Raw genomic sequence first — 19,756 nt, 5'->3', positions numbered from 1 at the left:
AAATTATCTCCAATGCCAACCATGTTTTTGGTGCTTCGCACCCTTGGAACAAATCTATATTGCCAGAATAGTTAAAGACCGTTGTAAATCAAATATCCACTTTTATAAAAGACCAGAACCTTTATATAGAGGGGAAATAATCTTGTCCTGGTTCTGTCTCAAAACTCACGGTTTTTCCTTTATAACTTATCTCACAACTCCCACCGAGTTTAGAATGAATCTTTACTTCAGTAAGTTTAGCATCTGTCCATGCCATATCAACAACAAACCCGCCTCGGGCACAAAGCCCTTTAACCGATCCTGTACCCCATTCACCTGGTAAGGCAGGGAGCAATCTAATAGCTCCTGATTGGCTTTGTAGCAGCATTTCGGCTATACCCGCTGTAGCCCCAAAGTTAGCATCCATTTGAAATGGTGGATGCTGCCCGAATAAATTAGGACTTGTGCTTTTAGTTAAAACAGTTTGTAAGCTATGGTAAGCATTTTCGGCTTCTCCCAAACGCGCATATTGGTTTATCAACCATGCTGCACTCCAACCTGTATGCCCTCCTCCGTTTTTTATTCTAAAATCGAGCGATTTCTTTGCAGCTTGAGCCAACTCAGGAGTGGTTTCCATATCAATCTGATACCCTGGATGCAAAGCAAATAAATGTGATATGTGCCTATGCCCAGGTTCTACCTCCTCAAAAGCCTCATTCCATTCCATTAGGCGCCCGTCCGATCCAATCTTAGGTTTTGCCAATAGCCCTTGGGCTTCTTTTACCTCAGCCAAAAAGGTATTGTCAATTTCTAACGCCTGAGACGCTTCAATAAAGTTCTTAAAGAGCTGCCAAATAACTTGTTGGTCGTGAGCTGGCCCCATACATATCTGACTCTTACTCCCGTCGGGTGCAATGAATGTGTTTTCAGGCGACACGGATGGTCCTGACACCAATTCTCCCGTTTTAGGATCTGGAATCAACCAATCCATATAAAACTGAGTAGAAGCCTTTAAAATAGGATAGGTTTGCTTTAAAAAATCCGTATCTAAAGTAAAATAATAATGCTCCATAATATGCGTAGTCAACCAAGCACCGCCACCTACATGCATACCCCAACTGGCTGATTCTCCAGGAGCAGTATAGCCCCATACATTTGTTATAGGGTGCACTACCCAACCTCCTGCATTATAATGCACTTTGGCTGTTTTGGCTCCTGGCTCTTGAATTGATGCCATTAAATCAAACAATGGCAAATGCATTTCACCTAAATTTGTAGCTTCTGCCATCCAATAATTCATTTGGACATTTACGTCGGTATGGTAATCGCCGTTCCAAGGTGTTTGAATTTTATTAGCCCAAATACCTTGTAAGTTAGCAGGTAAAGTACCCGGTCTAGATGAAGATATCATTAAGTACCTACCAAATTGAAATAGCTGCTCTACCAAACGTAAATCGGAAGATGATGATGCTTTTATTTTTTGAATCCTAAGATTAGTAGGAATGGTATCTGGAACTTGGCTTAAGTTAAGGCTTACACGTCCAAAATAGCTTTGGTAATCTTTTTTGTGTGCATTTAAAAGCACTTCATACGTTTTTGCCTTCCCTATTTCTAGATTATCAGCCGTTAGTTTTTTATAATCTCGGCCTTTATAGGTAGGATACTCTAATACATAATTAGTAGAAGCCGTTAATAACAGAACCACTTCATCGGCCTTTTCTACCACAATACTATCGTCATTATAATTTACCGTTCCATTCTTATTTAACGCTGTTAGGCGTGTCATATATTCTAGACCTTCACCTCCCTTGCCATCATTTAGGGCACCATACATAATAAGCTGGTTTCCTTCCAATTTTGTTTGGAATCTTTCAGGTCTGGTCAATGTACTTTTAAAAGAGATCGCTCCAGGCTTATCGGCTGTTAATTTAACAACCATTACCTGATCGGGATGGCTTATAAACACTTCTCTTCGATAGTGTACGCCTTCTTGTGTATAGCTTACACGAACTATTGCCTCTTCTAAATCCAATTCCCTATGGTAATTGTCGTAATCGCTTTGGTTTTCAAAATCTATCCATAAATCGCCTAAAGTTTGAAAGCAACCAAAAGGTACTGTAGCACCATTGCCATGTCCAGAGCCTTTGCCTTTACAAATTTGTGTTTCTTGCGTTAATTTAGTTGCTTCTTTATACTTGCCTTCAAATAATAGTTCCCTTATTTTAGCTTGAGCAGGGTAGGCTTCTGGATTATCATTATCATCTGGACTACCAGACCACATACTTTCTTCGTTAAGCTGGATACGCTCTTTATTAACATCACCAAAAACCATAGCCCCTAAAGATCCATTACCGAGAGGTAAGGCTTTTAGCCATTCCGGATCGTCTTTCCAGCCATTCGGGTTATCTACTACCGTAGCTTTTGCTGGTTCTGTGTACCAAAGTTTTAGATTCTCTTTTTGATTTGGTCGCTCACTACAGGATATTATCAATAATGCCAGACAAGATATCCGACCTAAACGTTTTAAAATAGCCATATGTATAACATTTTATTAAATAAATTGTGCCAATTATTGCTTGGTAATCGTATTATTCTTGACAGTTGTACCGTCGCATTCACTAAAATAGAGCAAATCTTTAACAGTTACATCTCTTGCAATATTAATACTGTTATTTGCAAACATAATACCATCAGTACTCTTTGCCCCAACAAGGATTCCTGTAGTTATTTGAAATTGATTATCGGTAATTATAATGTTTTTGTGTACAAAGTTACCTTTTACAACTTCGGCATTCTCTGGATGAATATTAATTACCGGAGAACCACAATCTACAAACTTGTTATTCTTAACCATCACATCGCGCACATAACCAGACTCAAACCAACTATTAGCATCATCCGCAATTAAGATGGCACTCATCTGTGTTTTTAGAAAGGCATTGTTTTCTATGCGCACCTTACCTCTTGTTGTTACTAAAATTCCTCGTGTGGGAATATGGGTTATGGTATTATCAACAATGGTTACATCTGGTGTCCATGTTACATTTTCTACAACATCATTAGGTTCAATATTGGCTGGCAAGGAACTTTGCAATGTGAGTTCCATATCGGTTGCATTGAGCAATTTTGCTTCAACAACTTTAGCCTTAGAATAAGGTAGTAGGCTGGTTGCTCTAATAAATTCAATTTCATCTCCATTATTAAAGGCCTTAAATCCATACGTTTGTGGGTGCATAAAACGAACCTTAATCTTATTATCGGCAAGTGCTTCTACTATGCGTAAATGGGTACCGTGCACATTAATAGCATCGTCGTTAGCAGCCGATAAAAACGAATTCTTTACCAAAATTTCACCTTTGCACCCCGAAAAATGTAAAATATCGGCCCAGGCAGCACAGGTTCTACCCGAACCTTCTTTTGGGGCTACCCGAAGTCCGTCGAACGTAATGTTTTCACTAAACTGTGAAACAAAACCCATTCCGTGCATAAAATTAACATCTACATCTTTCCATACAACACCTTCACTGCCCTCTGTAAATATGGCTGCATAATCCCGAAAGGTGTCTCTATTTTGATAGATAAGTCCTTCTTTCAAACCTGGGTTTTTATCAAAATGAATAGCTATTTTGTCGGATCCTATTTTAGAAAACCGAAGTTTATCCAACGGCAATGTTTTTCTAGCCACACGTTGATTCTTGCCGTCGAATACCTGAAAAAGCCTGTATGCTTTATGTTCCCATCCTTCGCCTTTCCAAACCAACATACTATCCACAATATCGAACTTCGAATCTGGATGTATTTTAGCTTCGGCAACATGATCTTTTACAGTAGCAATTTCAAATTCTGAAACCGTGGGATGTTTATAATCAAAACTTATGTTTTCAATACGTATTGCTTTTGAGTTCCGAATACACGTTTCCATAACTTTACCCCTAAAAACAATCTCGGCTCCCATACCTTTAAATGCTACATGTTCGGCTTCCAAAAAATAAAAGGCTACGGCTTTTAAACCTTCTGGGGCATCATTGGTATTAGAAATATTAAACGCTGCCTTGTATGCTAACTCTGGATAAAAATTATAGACCCCAGAAGCAAACTTAACAGTGATAGGAGCTTCTTTAGTGCCTTTACCTGATAAAACCAAGGATGTTTTAAAATCTCCAGCTGATAATATTTCGATCGTATTCCCTTCGGTTAACAACAACTGATTGACTGGTTTGAACGACTTCCACGGCATATCCTTTGATGTCCCGGAATTGGTATCTTCCCCTTGATTGGGATCTATATAATAAGTTGAATGGGGTTTTGACTCCTTTCGCTCAACAACCGGCAAATAAGGATTCTTTATAAGTTGCAACGCTTTCTTATCGGTACAGCCCAAAACCACTAACAATAGTAAAATCCTTAAGTATATTATTCTCATAGTTAGGTTTTATTCAGTTAAGTTAATTATCATAATAAAGCGAATGCTAATCCAAGTTAACATAAAAACGATATTCAGGTTTTATCTCGATGTTTTTTATTTGTGCCGTATCTATCTCGGAAGTATCGACATTTTTCTCAAAATAGATTTCTGGCTTATTGGTATTGAACGCTTCCACCCTAAGGACAATAGGGTTCCCCTGTAATCCATCTATAAAGCGATCCAAGCCTATAATCCAAGGTGTTCCATCGAACAAATAATCACTAAAAAGTGTTTCGCCCAAGAAGGCATCAGCCCGATCGCCCACAAACGAGATATACAATCGCTGTGCTGCCCCATCTTCTTTAAGGGGTTTTAAAAGCTTTACTTCATAATATGCCAACCGATCTTCTTTCTTCCAGGCAAATTGAGGCAAATTACCTGTACCCTGTTTTCCTAAAACCTCAACAGGTTGTATTTTGTCCGTGCCGCTTTCCCAAGTGTTATCAGTTTGCCATGTTAAGCGACTTCCGTTTTCGAGCAAAATTTCGATTTCTCCTATAAATTGTAAACCGGAAGTTACCGATTCAATTTGAATGGTATTATGTTCCTGCCATTGTTCTTTAGGTAAGGGCACATTAAAATAATTTCCATTTTGTACCAGTTCCAAAGGTGTTCCGTTTAACAAAAGGGTAAACCCTGCCGAACCGGCACAACGTATAGTAGTCATTTTAACTTTGGACATCGCAGTATGCCCCACACTTTTACGTATTACACTTTTCCCTCCTGCACTTTTTGCCCGAACCCAATGGGCTTGTTCCATAGGACGGTACTTAACCAAGGCTACTGGCTGTTCTTTAACAGCTTCTCTTAATTTGAACTCCGAGAATATCCCATCTTTATTAGTGGCTTTTTGCAAATTGGGAAACACCAACAATTGGGTTTCGTTACTTTCAGAAAATGTGGTTATCGTATTATTTTCTAAAAAAACACCCGATTCACTAAGTACCAGATAATCTTGACCTTTCGCCTTTAGCTTCCATATGGCATCAGACTGCGCCCCTGTTAATGTTAATATCTTTAGTATTGTACCATCTGTTTGCTCAACTTCAATAACACAATTTGTGCCCGGCTTAAGTTGTGACACAAAATACCCGTGTTTTTCTTCCTTAACCATTCCATTGGTACAAGTCACTTTTTTAACCAGTGCTTTGTTAAAGACGTATTCGGCAGGTATGGCGTCGTCTTCAAAAAACACCCAGAGGTTGGTTTTCTTGTCGTTTAGTTTGCATATGGGTTGAGCTGTCGCATACTTTAATTGCACGTCACCCAAAGCCATGTTGAACGGCCATAAAAAATAGGCGCCATCTTGAATGGTTATTGGTTTACGTGGTATTTGTAATGTTTCGTTATTTAATTTAACTTGAAACTGAACATCTTTATAAGCCTTTCGCTTTTTTTTGTACAAATAGTTTGAGCAAAACAAAAAGCCTTGTCCATTTTTTGAGCGTACAGCCCATTGTAAATTATCTGTATTATTATTCGATGTTGGCAAATAGGCTACCATAGGTGCTAAATCGGAGCCAAAATCGTTCATAAAATAATTGTACTTTTTTGTCTCGTTCATGACCGCCCCTAAAGTACCAAACTCTTTTAATGGTGCCTGGTAATCGTATGAGACCCTACTGGTAGATGACTCCAAAGTTGTTAGTTCACCTATTTTATGGCTACCACCGCTGTACATATAATACCCCATCAAGTTTACCCCGCACCCCAACCTAAGGTTAATGTTCTCACCCGCCATTTCTTCGGGGACTACAGGGCGTCTATGGTAGAAACTAGGCGTTCCCAGTCCCACTTCGCAGGTAAAATAAGGCGATTCAACTTCTTTAGAATTTAAGGACTGTACACCGCCTTCAATTGTTATTAAGTCGGTACCAATATTATCTGATAAGCGATTGTATGAGAAAAACTCAAAATTGCCTACAGGCAACTCATCGTAACCTCTGGTCCAGGGCGTTTCAATATAGTAACCTGCATAGGGTATAACATCTTTTTTTGGATAATCGGAAGCCATCCAATGGGTCATCGAATAAAGGGGCGTATCGAACCCTACTTCAACAGCCATTTTCTTTAAGGCCATTAAGTGTGGCACCACATGGCCTTTGGTTACATATTCATTTTCCAATTGAACGCCCATAATGGGACCACCATCTTTATACAACAAACCTTCTACTTGCTTGTAAATAGCCTTATACCAATTTTGGGAATAGGCCAAATAAAGTGGATCGTTATAACGTTTTCGAATGTGGGTCTTTTTCATCAGCCAATCGGGGAGTCCCCCATTGCGACACTCGGCATTACAGTAAGGCCCTATACGTAAATGCACCAAAAGCCCTACCTCTTGGCATAGTTCTACAAAAGCTCTAATATTATTATTACCAGTCCAATCTAATTGCCCTTCTATTTCTTCATGGTAAATCCAAAGTAAATACGTGCTTACAATGTTTACGCCCGATGCCTTCATTTTAAGTAAGGTTTCTTTCCAGTATCGGTGATCGTAACGACTAAAATGGAACTCTCCCATTACCGGGAGCATTGGCTCACCTCCCTTGGTCAAGTACAAGCTATTAACCTTAATTTCTTCTCCCGTCCTACCTGGATGCCCCATATTGAAATCCTCGATAAGGCTGGGGTATTCCACCTGGCTTAAATCAATTTGATAGTCTTGGGAAAACAATAGTGATACGCTATTGAAAATTGATATTAATAAAACCCACTTTAAACTGTAATACTCTTTTTTCACACACATTAGTTTCTTGTAACTTGTTTTATCTATGCGAAGTATAAAAAGGTCACATCCAAATTTAATGTTAATAATGACTCTAAACTATGGACAAATACACCATATTCATGGATCATTTCACGGCATCGCAACAATCATTCAATCGTTTGAGCAAATATATATAAAACGAATGAAAATCCAAGCTGTTCGATTTTATCGACTACCATCTTAACCAAAAAAATTAAACATAGAGATGCGAGCATTAAAAAAAGAGTTGTGCAGAAGCAAGAACGTATTAATCAATTAATTCACTAAATTACATGATCTTTAACCATGTAATCATGCCCAAAAAGCACTTTATTACTTTTTTATATATCCTTATAAACAGCCTATGCATTAATGCCCAATTACAATATGCAACACCTGAGTCTGTTGGATTGGATACTAACTATATCCAAACCAAGGTTGATTCCATTATGGCGCAGGGCATACAACAACAAGCTTTTCCGGGGGCACAATTATTAGTGGCTAAGCAGGGCAATATTATCTTCCATCAAGCTTATGGCTATCACACTTACGACAGTATTCAAAAAGTAAGTCTGGACGATGTTTACGATCTAGCCTCTGTTACCAAAATAATTGGTCCTTTACCAGCCTTAATGAAGCTTTATGAAGAAGGCAAACTCGATTTAGATGTCCCTTTTAGCACCTATTGGAAACCCTGGAGGCATAGAAAAGACAAAAAAGACATTACACTTAGAGAACTATTAGCCCATCAATCTGGTTTACAGCCCTATATTATTTTCTTAAAAGAAGTGCTTCGAAAGGATCATTTAAAAAAACGCTTTGCGAGAAACCATATATCAAAACGCTTTCCCTATGAAGCTTATCCGGGCATCTTTATAAACCACCGTTTTAAGAAAAAGGCTTACCGAATGATCACACGTTCAAAAGTTAATGACAAAAAGGAATACCTGTATTCGGGATTGGCCTCATTAATCTATCCGCAACTTATTGAGGATATTACAGGAACCTATTATGTTACTTATCTTCAATCACATTTTTACACTCCATTGGGATGCCACACTTTAGGATACTTACCAGCTAAAAAAGACTTTAAAAACAATATTGTTCCAACAGAAATGGACTCAATATTTAGAAAACAACTCACTAAAGCCTGGGTCCATGACGAAAATGCCGCCCTTTTTGGTGGTATCTCGGGTAATGCGGGACTGTTCTCTACAGCTAAAGACCTTGCTACTTTCATGCAAATGTATATGCAAAAAGGTGAATACGCTGGGAAACACTATTTCAAAAAAGAAACGGTCAATATGTTTATTAAAGTACAATACCCAGAAAACGAGAACCGCCGCGGACTTGGTTTCGACAAACCTCTTTTAGGTAATGACACCCTCAATTTAAAAAAGGCTTACCCTGCCCCACAAGTAAGCCCCGACAGCTTTGGGCATGCAGGTTTTACCGGTACTTTTGTTTGGGCCGACCCTCAAAACGAACTGGTGTTTATTTTCCTTTCTAACCGTGTGTACCCATCCAGAACCCACAGGAATATTTATAATCTAAACATTCGACCAGCATTACAACAAGTATTTTATATGACGCAAAAAACAAAAGGCTAATTCATAAATAATTTAGTACTTTTAGTGTTTTAAAACAAACTATGGGTCTACTCGTTTTCTACGCTTTAATTTCTATTTTTTTTTCATTTTTATGTTCCATTCTAGAGGCTGTTCTATTAAGTGTTACACCCACTTTTATTAACTTAAAAAAGAAAGAAGGCAAAGGTTATGCTATACACCTTGAACATTTAAAAAAAGATGTAGATAGACCATTAATCGCTATTCTTACCCTAAACACCATTGCACATACTGTTGGAGCTATTTTAGTTGGTGTACAGGCAAAAGTGGCTTATACAGACCTTTACGGAACCAAAACCCAACAAATTTTCGGAATACAGTTTACAGAAGACGTTATGGTAGGAATCGTCTCGACCATAATGACCGTTCTAATATTAGTAGCTTCTGAAATAATACCAAAAACCATTGGCGCCACTTACTGGAAACAGCTAGCAAACTTTACAGCAAAAGCACTCGATATTTTAATTTTTCCTTTAAAATATACAGGCGCATTATGGTTATTACAACTCACCACAAAACTTATTGGTGGCTCTGGTCATGGTAGCGTATTAAATAGAGAAAGTTTTATGGCAATGACCGATTTAGCTCAAGAAGAGGGTGTTTTTCAGGAAAATGAAAGCAAGGTTATAAAAAATCTGTTAACATTTAAAGAGGTGTTTGCCAAAGACATCATGACCCCCAGGACCGTTATGAAAACCGAAGACGAAACGACTACTGTTGAAGCGTTCTTCAATAAAAACTTAAACCTCAGGTTTTCCAGAATTCCTGTTTATATGGACGAACCGGATAACATTAAAGGACTCGTTTTAAAAGATGATGTCTTTAAAGAAATGGCTCTTAATAATGGTTCAAAAAAGCTATCCGATATTAAGCGAGATATTATTGTTGTACACAGAAACATCCCTATTCCTATTCTTTTTGAAAAACTTATTGAAAGCAAAAACCACATGGCTTTAGTTGTTGATGAATACGGCTCTATAAGTGGTATTGTTACCATGGAAGATGTTATTGAGACTTTACTTGGTCTGGAAATCATGGATGAAAGCGATACCATTTCAGATCTTCAGCTTCTAGCACGAAAAAGCTGGGAAGCCAGAGCTAAAAAGCTAGGGATTTTTGAAGATAAAGACCCCACGGACTAATGGAATCGTGTATCATTAAATCACCTATAGGCTATACAAAGATTAGCGGAGACATTAATGGTATTACTTCCATAACGGTACTTAATTCTGAAGAAACCATAACCAATATTATCCCCGAAGTACTTCAGGATTGTGACTACCAACTCAAAGAGTATTTTGAGGGCTCAAGAAAGATATTCACTTTAAAATTGAATCCATCTGGCACACCCTTTCAAAAACAAGTTTGGGAAGAACTGCTTAAAATCCCATATGGCAAGACGATAACATATCTGGAACTTTCCAAAAAAATGGGTGATGCTAAAGCCATCAGGGCGGTAGCAAGTGCCAATGGCAAAAACCCACTGTGGATCGTTGTGCCTTGCCACCGCGTTATTGGAAGCGATGGCAGTTTAACAGGTTATGCCGGCGGCCTACACCGCAAACAATGGTTACTTGAGCACGAAAGCCCCTATAAACAACAAAGTTTATTTTAGTTTAACACTTAAAAACGGACATCTCCATTAGAATTGCTATATTTAGTTTTCGTAAAACGTACTCCAAATGAAATTTCTCCGCAAACTCCTTAAATGGTTTTTAATTCTTTTCGGACTGTTAATTATTACCTTATATGCTACAGACACCGATTACCTGCTAAAAGCCGTTAGAACCATTTACCTTAAAGGTCACACAACAGCATATCTGGAAGATTACAAAGAATTTGACAATCAAGTTATTGAGGCGGGCACACCCCTACCCTGGCCAAATCACAAGGACTATAACACTGCAGCTACAACAAAAAAACTAAACCAGGTAAATGCCGCATGGGGAACCATCGCTTATGTGATTATAAAAAATGATAGTATTTGGTTTGAAGCTTACTACGACGGCTATAACGAAGACTCTCAATCTAATTCCTTTTCCATGGCTAAAAGCTATGTATCTGGTTTAATGGGTAAAGCCATTATGGATGGTTACATTAAAAGTTTAGATCAGCCTGTAAGTGATTTTTTGCCAGAATTTAGTGAAGGCTTAGCTGCAAAAATGACTGTGGGAGACTTGTCTAGCATGGCTTCTGGAACCAACTGGGATGAAGCTTATTATTCACCGCTTTCTATAACGACCCGTGCTTATTTTGACGATGATCTAGCCAAAGTAGTACTTGGATTAAAAGTGGTTAACGAACCAGGGAAAGCTTTTAAATATGCTAGTGGAGACACCCAAATGCTAGCCATGGTTATCGAAAAAGCGACTGGCAAAAAAATGTACGACTATCTTGAAGAAAGTTTTTGGAAGCCTTTGGGTTGTGAAAACCCAACCATTTGGCAAGTAGACAGCAAACAACACGATCTGGTTAAGGCTTATTGCTGTATAGCCAGTAATGCTAAGGACTTTGCGCGTTTTGGAAAACTGTATAAGGATCACGGGAAATGGAACGGCAAACAACTATTGGACTCCGCTTTTGTTGCTAAAAGTATAACACCGCGCTTTAAAGAAAGCCCACAATACGGCTATGGGTGGTGGATGAAAAATGTTATAGGCAAACATTTTTTCATGATGCGAGGCCACCTAGGGCAATACGTTATGGTGCAGCCCGAAGATAATGTTATTATTGTACGCTTAGGCCATAAAAAGTCTCCCGATCAAGTAGGCGACTTTACCACTGATATTGATATCTATATTGAAGAAGCTTATAAAATGTTAGATCAATGATCCGCAAACTTAACTTAGAAAACATACTCTTTCTGGACATTGAAACCGTTCCAGAAACACAACATTTCTCTGATTTAGATACAACAAAGCAAACGCTTTGGGAACAGAAAACACAATACCAGCGTAAAGATGAGTTTACCCCTGAGGACTTTTACGATCGCGCTGGTATTTGGGCCGAATTTGGTAAGATCGTTTGTATATCAGTTGGTTATTTTAGCTTTCAAGGTGAAGAAAGAACGTTTCGGGTAACATCATTTCATGGCGATGAAAAACACCTTCTAAACGACTTTAAAAATTTACTGATCTCACATTTTAGTCAAACAAAACATTTACTCTGTGCGCATAATGGAAAAGAATTCGACTTTCCATATATTGCCCGACGTATGATAATTAACAACATCGAATTACCCTATAAACTTAACTTATTTGGAAAAAAACCTTGGGAAGTGCCACATTTGGACACCCTGGAGCTCTGGAAGTTTGGCGACTACAAAGCCTACACCTCCCTAAAATTGCTTACCAATGTTTTGGGTGTACCGTCCCCTAAAGACGACATAGACGGAAGCGAAGTCTACCGAGTTTACTACGAAGAAAATGATATAGACCGTATTATTGTATATTGTGAAAAAGATACAATTGCCGTGGCGCAAATATTATTACGCCTTAGAGGAGATGATCTCTTAACAGATGATGAAATTAAACATATATAAACATTCATTTTTTACCCTAATGAAATCATTGTCAAAACTGACAAAGAGAAGTGATTATTTGTGTATTTTTTCTGTTCAATTAGAGTTGGGAACAAAGCCATGACCATGAAATCAAACCCTATTTTAAGCATTAAAGACCTTTCTATTTCTTTTGGGAATAATGAAGTAATTCACACTATTTCGTACCACCTCAATAAAAATGAAATACTGGGTATTGTTGGTGAATCTGGATCGGGAAAATCGGTTTCTTCTTTGGCCATTTTAAACCTACTTCCAAAGAAAATATCAAGCATAACATCCGGTAGCATTATATATAACGAAACAGATTTAACCACACTTTCCCCAAAAAACCTTCAACAAATACGCGGCAAGAAAATTGCGATGATATTTCAAGAACCCATGAGTTCTTTAAATCCGTCTATGACATGCGGGAAACAAGTCATTGAAATTTTATTACAACATACGCAGCTAACACAAGAACAAGCAAAAAACGAAACCATAACCCTTTTCGAACAGGTAAAACTTCCCGAACCAAAACGTATTTATAACGCCTACCCACATGAAATATCGGGTGGTCAAAAACAGCGGGTTATGATTGCCATGGCCATTGCCTGCAAACCCGATATATTAATTGCAGATGAACCAACAACTGCCTTAGATGTTACTGTACAAAAAGACATTATTACACTTCTTAAAAGTTTACAGGAGCAAACCAAAATGAGCATCATTTTTATCACCCACGATCTGGCATTAATTTCTGAAATAGCCAATCGTGTTTTGGTCATGTATAAAGGTAAGATTGTAGAACAAGGCAATGTAAGTAGTATTTTTAAAACACCTCAGCATAATTATACAAAAGCGCTTATAAACTCACGGCCTTCATTAAAAACACGTTTAAAAGTACTGCCTACAATTCAAGATTACCTAAACAATACAACACAACATGATATTGTAAGCCCTGAAGATCGAAAAGAGAGACACAAAGCCCTATACAACCAGCAACCGTTATTGGAAATCATTAATGTTGAAAAGGAATACTTCTCCAAATCCGGGTGGTTTACAAAACCGAAATCCTTTAAAGCCGTTAATAATGTTAGTTTTAAGGTATACGAAGGAGAAACGCTGGGACTAGTTGGTGAATCCGGTTGCGGGAAATCCACTTTGGGTAATGCCATTCTTCAATTAGACAAAGCTACATCGGGACAAATTTTATATAAAGGCACCGATATTACCAAACTGTCTAATTCGGCAGTAAAAGTACTTCGAAAAGATATCCAGATCATTTTTCAGGATCCTTACGCATCCCTGAACCCAAGAATCCCGGTTGGCGAAGCCATTATGGAACCTATGAAAGTGCACAAACTGTTTAATTCAGATAAGGAGCGCAAAGATAAGGTCATCGATATATTAGATCGGGTGGGTCTGTCTGAAGCTTATTTTAATAGATACCCACACGAATTCTCCGGTGGGCAAAGACAACGCATCGGTATAGCAAGAACCATCGCCTTACAACCAAAACTTGTTGTTTGCGATGAATCGGTTTCTGCACTTGACATCTCGGTTCAGGCACAAGTACTAAATTTACTTAACGAACTTAAGGAAAGTTTCGGATTTACTTATATTTTTATTTCACATGACCTAGCCGTTGTAAAATACATGTCCGATCAACTACTGGTAATGAATAAGGGACAAATTGAAGAACTAGATGATGCTGACACCATTTACAACACACCTAAAAAAGCCTATACCAAAAAATTAATAAACGCTATTCCAAAAGGATTATAAGGAGAATACTTTTTTTGTCAAATACAGCAACCCCTTAAAAAACTGGATCTGCTCACGCAATGTTTCTTTGAATTTGCTGTCTTCATTTGTAGGTTGTTCAGGTAGATTTGCTGCAAAATTCATAAGCCTTTAAATTTATGGTAGATTTGGGGAAATCTATAATTATTAGGTTTCTTTGGGGATTGTAAATATGAAACATTTTCTTGGGATATCAGATTAAAAACATATTAAATCGACAAAATGCATATTTTTTTAACATTTACCCCATTTATATAATCATTTACACAACCAATTAATGCCTTTACTTTTTCTTTCATTATTCAAAACCAATACGCTTTTGATTGAAGATTGCTTATATTTAACACCAATTTTTTTAGTACATGACAAAAACTTTTCAAATGCTTTTCAATGTCAGGTCGAGACCTCTTTATTATTGATTATATTGATAAAAACCTCTCGACTGCGCTCGAAGAGGCAGAGCAACCATGTGTTTAGTTAAAACATTGAAGTGTTTTGAACGAATTCAATAATAGAAATTTCATTTTTTGTCATGTATTAAGACCAATTTTATAAAATGTCAGACAATAAACTATGGGAAGGCTCAACGCCCTTTAAAGAAAAGAGCCATCTATTTAAATATCGAAACTGGTTGGCAGATAATCGCAACATATATTTTAATTCCTACGAAGAAATATGGCAGTGGTCTGTTGATAATATTGGAGATTTTTGGGAAAGTCTTTGGGATTATTTTAACATTATTGCCCACAGTCCATACAAGTCTGTTTTAGAAACGACTACTATGCCAGATTTTAAATGGTTTGATGGCGCCCGATTAAATTATTCAGAACACATTTTTAGACATGCCCAACTTGAGCAATCGGCAATTATTTTTGGGAATGAGCAAGGTGATTATTCAGAATTATCTTGGAAGGATTTAAAGAAAAAAGTAGCATCTATGGCTACTTACTTAAAATCGATAGGTGTCACTAAAGGCGACTGTGTTGTTGCTTTTTTACCTAATGTTCCAGAGGCCACCATTTCGTTTCTGGCTGTTAACGCCATTGGAGCTATCTGGTCGAGTACCTCACCCGATTTTGGAACCGAAAGTGTTATAGACAGGTTTGCCCAAATTAAACCTAAAGTTTTTATAACAGTTGATGGCTATTTTTATAACGGTAAACCACACGACAAAACAACTGTTGCGAATAACATTGCCAGTGCTTTACCTACTTTAGAAAAGGTTATTGTGCTTCCTTATTTAAAAAAAGAGGATGTATCAGGTTTCCCAAAAGACTTTATAGACATTCATACTATATTTAAAACTGATGGTGGCGAATTGGTTTTCGAACCGGTAGACTTTAATCACCCTATCTGGGTGCTATACTCTTCGGGAACAACCGGTTTACCCAAAGCCATTGTGCACTCCCATGGTGGCATTTTATTGGAACACCTTAAGTATATGGCTTTCCACAATGATGTACATAAAGGAGAACACTATTTTTGGTATACCACCACAGGATGGATGATGTGGAATTTTTTACAATCTGCTTTATTAATGGGAGCAACTATTGTTTTATACGACGGATCGCCAACCTATCCTGATTTTTACAAGCTATGGGCATTTTCAGAAAACGTTAAAATTAATCATTTTGGCACCAGTGCACCATTTTTAGTAGCCAGTATGAAAAATAAGATTGCACCAAAAAATAACTGTAACTTGTCCTCCATACGTTCAATTAGCTCTACTGGGGCGCCTTTACCATACGAAGCATTTGAATATGTCTATAAAAATATTAAATCTGATGTATGGCTCTGTTCTATGGCAGGCGGTACCGATGTTTGTACAGCCTTTGTTGGCGGCACTCCTTTTTACGCAGTTTACCCTAGTGAAATACAGTGTAGAGCCTTGGGCGTGTCGCTTTATGCCTACAACGATGATGGGCAACCGGTAGTGGACGATCTCGGTGAAATGGTCATTGACAAACCAATGCCATCCATGCCTATTTATTTTTGGAACGACCCTAATAAAGAACGCTATAAAGCGAGCTACTTTGAACATTTTCCGGGCAAATGGCGGCATGGTGATTTCATAAAGATCAATTCAAAAACAAACGGCCTGGTTATCTATGGCCGATCGGACGCAACATTAAACCGTCACGGTATTAGAATAGGCACGAGTGAAATCTATAGAAGTATCAACAAAATTGACACTATTGAAGATTCCCTTATTGTTAATCTTGAACTAGAAGGCGGCAACCATTATATGCCACTATTTGTAAAAATGAAACCCACTTATAAGTTAACCGATACTGTAAAAAACCAAATAAACGGGCTTCTTAAAAAAGAATATTCGCCCAGACATGTACCAGACGAGATCATTGAGGTTACAGACATACCTTATACCATAAGCGGGAAAAAAATGGAAGCCCCGGTTAAAAAAATCTTACTAAAAATGCCGATAGAAAAATCCATTAACATTGATTCTATGAAAAATCCAGAATCAATCGATTTCTTTTTACAGTTTGCGAAACAAATTTAAAATTCTTGAAATTACCTTTAAAACATAGCAGAATACTGTATTATTTTAATTCACCTTATGAAATCACTACTAAAAACAACCACCTTTTTATTAATCTTTATCTGTTTTGTTTTTAACTACAATTGCAAATCTGATAAGGATTCCAACAAACCCAATATTATTATAATATATGCTGATGATTTAGGGAAAGGCCTCCTTAGCCATGAAGGTCAAGACATAATCAAAACACCAAATATCGATAAATTGGCCACAGAAGGCTTACGCTTTGAAAATGCTTACGCTGGTATGCTCTGTGCACCATCACGGGCTTCTCTCATTTCAGGAAAGCACGATTGCCACGAAGAAGCATTCGAAATCACGCCAGCTGGAATCTATAAAAATATTAGCAATCGACGAATGACTTTCGATTCCATTCAAACAACAATAAACAATACGCTATCCCCAATTTCCGATAACCAAATATTTCTAGGACAAGTAGCCAAGGAAGCTGGATATATTACAGGACAAATAGGCAAACTGGAGTGGGGTTTTGCAGCTACGGACCAACAAATGAAACGCCATGGTTGGGATTACTATTATGGGTATTTAGACCATGTGCGTGCCCATGGATTCTATCCGCCTTTTCTTTTTGAAAACGGAAAAACCATTCACATTGAAGGTAATACGCTTGCAGATTGCGGGAAGTCCCATGAACCTGAAACGTCGGCTTCCTACAAACAACGCTGGGATATGACGGGCAAAGGGATTTACTCACAGACCTTGTTTATGGAAAAAGCACTGGACTTCATCTCCGCACATAAGGATCAGCCCTTCTTCTTATACTTTCCAACACAATTACCGCATGGCCCTGTATCCATTCCAAAGGTAAACCCAGCCTTTGAAAATGACGATCGGTTAACACAAATAGAAAAAGAATATGCCTCTATGGTTACCTTACTGGATGATAATGTAGGACAAATTATGCAACATTTAAAAGCACTTGACATTGACGACAATACCATTGTTATATTTACTTCCGATAACGGTCATGAAATCTATTACGCTCTAGAAGGCCGTGTGCATAAGCCCTATACAAATATGACAACCAAAGACTTTTTTGATAATCTAGAACACAAATATTACAGTGAACTGGCAGGTGATGTTTTTAATGGCAATGATGGCAGAGCAGGTATGAAGCGCAGCAACTTACAAGGCGGCATAGAAGTGCCATTAATCATCAGGTGGCCAAAAAGAATAAAAGGCGGGACAGTATCACAGCGCCTAACAGCCAATTACGATATCCTAGCTACCTTAGCCGATATTACAGGATTCACAAAACCCCTTGCTTCCGATGGCAAATCCTTTTATAGTGAACTGAATAGTGCACATCCAATATCCGAGCACGAATTTGTTGTTTACTCTTCATTTGAAGGACCTACCCTTATTACCAACGATGGCTGGAAAATTAGAACTTACCTAAAAAAGGATGTTTTTGCACTCTATTATCTGCCTGATGATTATCGCGAAGAAAACAATCTAGCAAACTCATACCCTGAAAAGCTTGAAATACTTAAAACCAAACTTCTTGAAGCATGTGACAACAGCTTAATTAATGGCCTTTTTAATAATAAGAAGTATGTAAAACTATAATGATTTTTAATCCTTTTTTCAGAATCTCTTAACACAAAAAATATTGAGATCCTGAAAATAAATTCAATGTGATGCACTACCATTATCAGTTAACTTTATGAACTGTTTAGGCAACATTATATTTAAAACAACAAATTTCGAGTCGAACCCAAGCTAATTTAGCAGAAAAGGCAAATCGAATTAACTCACTTCTTTAAAACAATTCTAACTGACCGTTTTTATATTGTTTGTATAATTCTGTATTCAACTTTGGCATCCCCTTATCTTTAAAATATTTCCTTTTTGCCAACCTTACCAAGTCATGTATTTGCTTGGCTATCTGTCCTTCTCCATGCATCCTTGCTCCATAACGGCTATCATTTAAATGACCACCATGACAACTCTCTATCTGGTGTAAAACCTTTTCTGCTCTATCTGGCATGGTTTTTTTAATCCAATCCGTAAAAAGTGACCCAATAGCTCCGTTTAACCGTACTATTGTATGCGCTATAGACGACGCACCATGATCTGAAGCCAACTTGGCTAAATGCAAAATTTCATGACTATTAATTGAAGGGATAATAGGCGCTAACATTACATTAACCGGAATCCCACTATTGCTTAATTCCCGAACCGTATCAAGGCGCCTTTTTGTAGTTGCAGTTCTCGGCTCCAAAATACGTCGTGTATCTTCAGACAGAGTAGTAATTGACACATTAACACCAATCAAATTATCTTTAGCCAATGCCTTCAAAATATCCAAATCCCGAAGTATCAAAGCGTTTTTCGTAATGATAGCTACAGGGTGCTTATACTTTAAAAAAACACTTAAACACTTTCTTGTAATTTCAAATTCATTCTCTGCAGGCTGATAACAATCTGTATTACCAGACATAACTATTGGATGAGCCTGCCAGCTTTTCTTTTGCAATAGGGCTTCCAATAATTCGGGCGCGTCTTTTTTTACCAAAATACGTCGCTCAAAATCCAAACCAGCACTATACCCCCAAAACTCATGACTATTACGCGCATAACAATAAACACATCCATGCTCACACCCTTGATAAGGGTTCATGGAATACAACATGCCAACATCGGGACTCGTTAATTTATTTACAATGGTTTTTGGAAAGACTTCCAAATAATGTGTTTTATTTTTATCGCTTACCTCTCCTTCTTTACGACAAAACTCCAAAAAATCGTCACGTATTTCATGACTTAACTCAAAGAAACGATTGGGCACATTAATCTGTGCTCCACGTCCTTTTATAGTGGTTTTTGGATTCATTGTATTATCAAATAAAATGGCATCCCTAAATTAGTTATTATTTTACATGATTAATTTTAGTACATGACAAAAATATAATTCATTGACTATCAGCAAATTAATCGCTTGAATATTAGGTTAAAGCATTGATTTTCAGTATATTAGAATAATAATTCGACCTATTTATCTAATGAA

Annotated in this window: 12 protein-coding genes; 8 read left to right on the top strand and 4 right to left on the bottom strand. The window is 37.6% G+C overall.

Annotation, left to right across the window (positions count from 1 at the left end; all coding sequences use genetic code 11):
* Nucleotides 1–121 precede the first annotated feature (121 nt).
* Genes JF259_RS04595 through JF259_RS04585 form a run of 3 tightly spaced genes read right to left on the bottom strand, consistent with a single transcriptional unit; the run spans nucleotide 122 to nucleotide 7,187 of the window.
* The gene (locus JF259_RS04595; RefSeq protein WP_199113868.1) at nucleotides 122–2,515 is read right to left on the bottom strand and encodes a glycoside hydrolase family 95 protein; all 2,394 of its coding nucleotides are present in this window, start codon (nucleotides 2,513–2,515) and stop codon (nucleotides 122–124) included.
* A 33-nt stretch (nucleotides 2,516–2,548) separates the two neighbouring features.
* Nucleotides 2,549–4,402, bottom strand: coding sequence for a right-handed parallel beta-helix repeat-containing protein (locus tag JF259_RS04590; protein WP_199113866.1), 1,854 nt, complete (start codon nucleotides 4,400–4,402; stop codon nucleotides 2,549–2,551).
* A gap of 46 nt (nucleotides 4,403–4,448) precedes the next feature.
* Entirely contained in the window at nucleotides 4,449–7,187 is a 2,739-nt protein-coding gene (locus tag JF259_RS04585; protein WP_199113864.1) for a beta-galactosidase, read from the bottom strand.
* Nucleotides 7,188–7,507: 320 nt separating this feature from the next.
* Here JF259_RS04585 and JF259_RS04580 point away from each other — a divergent pair, with 320 nt between their 5' ends.
* The 8 genes from JF259_RS04580 (at nucleotide 7,508) to JF259_RS04545 (ending at nucleotide 18,315) form a co-directional block, all read left to right on the top strand.
* Complete coding sequence (locus JF259_RS04580) at nucleotides 7,508–8,803, top strand: serine hydrolase domain-containing protein (protein ID WP_233164105.1); 1,296 nt, start codon at nucleotides 7,508–7,510, stop codon at nucleotides 8,801–8,803.
* A gap of 41 nt (nucleotides 8,804–8,844) precedes the next feature.
* Nucleotides 8,845–9,963 carry a CNNM domain-containing protein gene (locus tag JF259_RS04575; protein ID WP_199113860.1) on the top strand — a complete coding sequence of 373 codons (1,119 nt, stop codon included), beginning with the start codon at nucleotides 8,845–8,847 and terminating at the stop codon, nucleotides 9,961–9,963.
* Nucleotides 9,963–10,436, top strand: a complete 474-nt coding sequence (locus JF259_RS04570) for a methylated-DNA--[protein]-cysteine S-methyltransferase (protein ID WP_199113858.1) — start codon at nucleotides 9,963–9,965, stop codon at nucleotides 10,434–10,436. The genes JF259_RS04575 and JF259_RS04570 overlap by 1 nt, the downstream gene beginning before the upstream one ends.
* 67 nt (nucleotides 10,437–10,503) lie before the next feature.
* A complete protein-coding gene (locus JF259_RS04565; protein WP_199113856.1) occupies nucleotides 10,504–11,652 on the top strand; it encodes a serine hydrolase domain-containing protein in 1,149 nt (382 codons plus the stop codon).
* Nucleotides 11,649–12,362 carry a 3'-5' exonuclease gene (locus tag JF259_RS04560; protein WP_199113848.1) on the top strand — a complete coding sequence of 238 codons (714 nt, stop codon included), beginning with the start codon at nucleotides 11,649–11,651 and terminating at the stop codon, nucleotides 12,360–12,362. The genes JF259_RS04565 and JF259_RS04560 overlap by 4 nt, the downstream gene beginning before the upstream one ends.
* 105 nt (nucleotides 12,363–12,467) lie before the next feature.
* Nucleotides 12,468–14,147: an ABC transporter ATP-binding protein gene (locus JF259_RS04555; protein WP_199113846.1), complete on the top strand. Its 1,680-nt coding sequence runs from the start codon at nucleotides 12,468–12,470 to the stop codon at nucleotides 14,145–14,147.
* Nucleotides 14,148–14,721: 574 nt separating this feature from the next.
* Complete coding sequence (locus JF259_RS04550) at nucleotides 14,722–16,686, top strand: acetoacetate--CoA ligase (RefSeq protein ID WP_199113844.1); 1,965 nt, start codon at nucleotides 14,722–14,724, stop codon at nucleotides 16,684–16,686.
* Nucleotides 16,687–16,743: 57 nt separating this feature from the next.
* Nucleotides 16,744–18,315, top strand: coding sequence for an arylsulfatase (locus tag JF259_RS04545; protein WP_199113842.1), 1,572 nt, complete (start codon nucleotides 16,744–16,746; stop codon nucleotides 18,313–18,315).
* 193 nt (nucleotides 18,316–18,508) lie between these two features.
* On the opposite strand, the gene JF259_RS04540 is transcribed toward JF259_RS04545, so the two are convergent.
* On the bottom strand, nucleotides 18,509–19,582 hold the full coding sequence (locus tag JF259_RS04540; protein WP_199113840.1) for a PA0069 family radical SAM protein: 1,074 nt from the start codon (nucleotides 19,580–19,582) through the stop codon (nucleotides 18,509–18,511).
* Nucleotides 19,583–19,756: the final 174 nt, after the last annotated feature.

Source organism: Snuella sedimenti (genome assembly GCF_016428595.1).
In the GTDB taxonomy this organism is placed as follows: domain Bacteria; phylum Bacteroidota; class Bacteroidia; order Flavobacteriales; family Flavobacteriaceae; genus Snuella; species Snuella sedimenti.
This window is presented reverse-complemented; position numbering and strand designations above follow the sequence as displayed.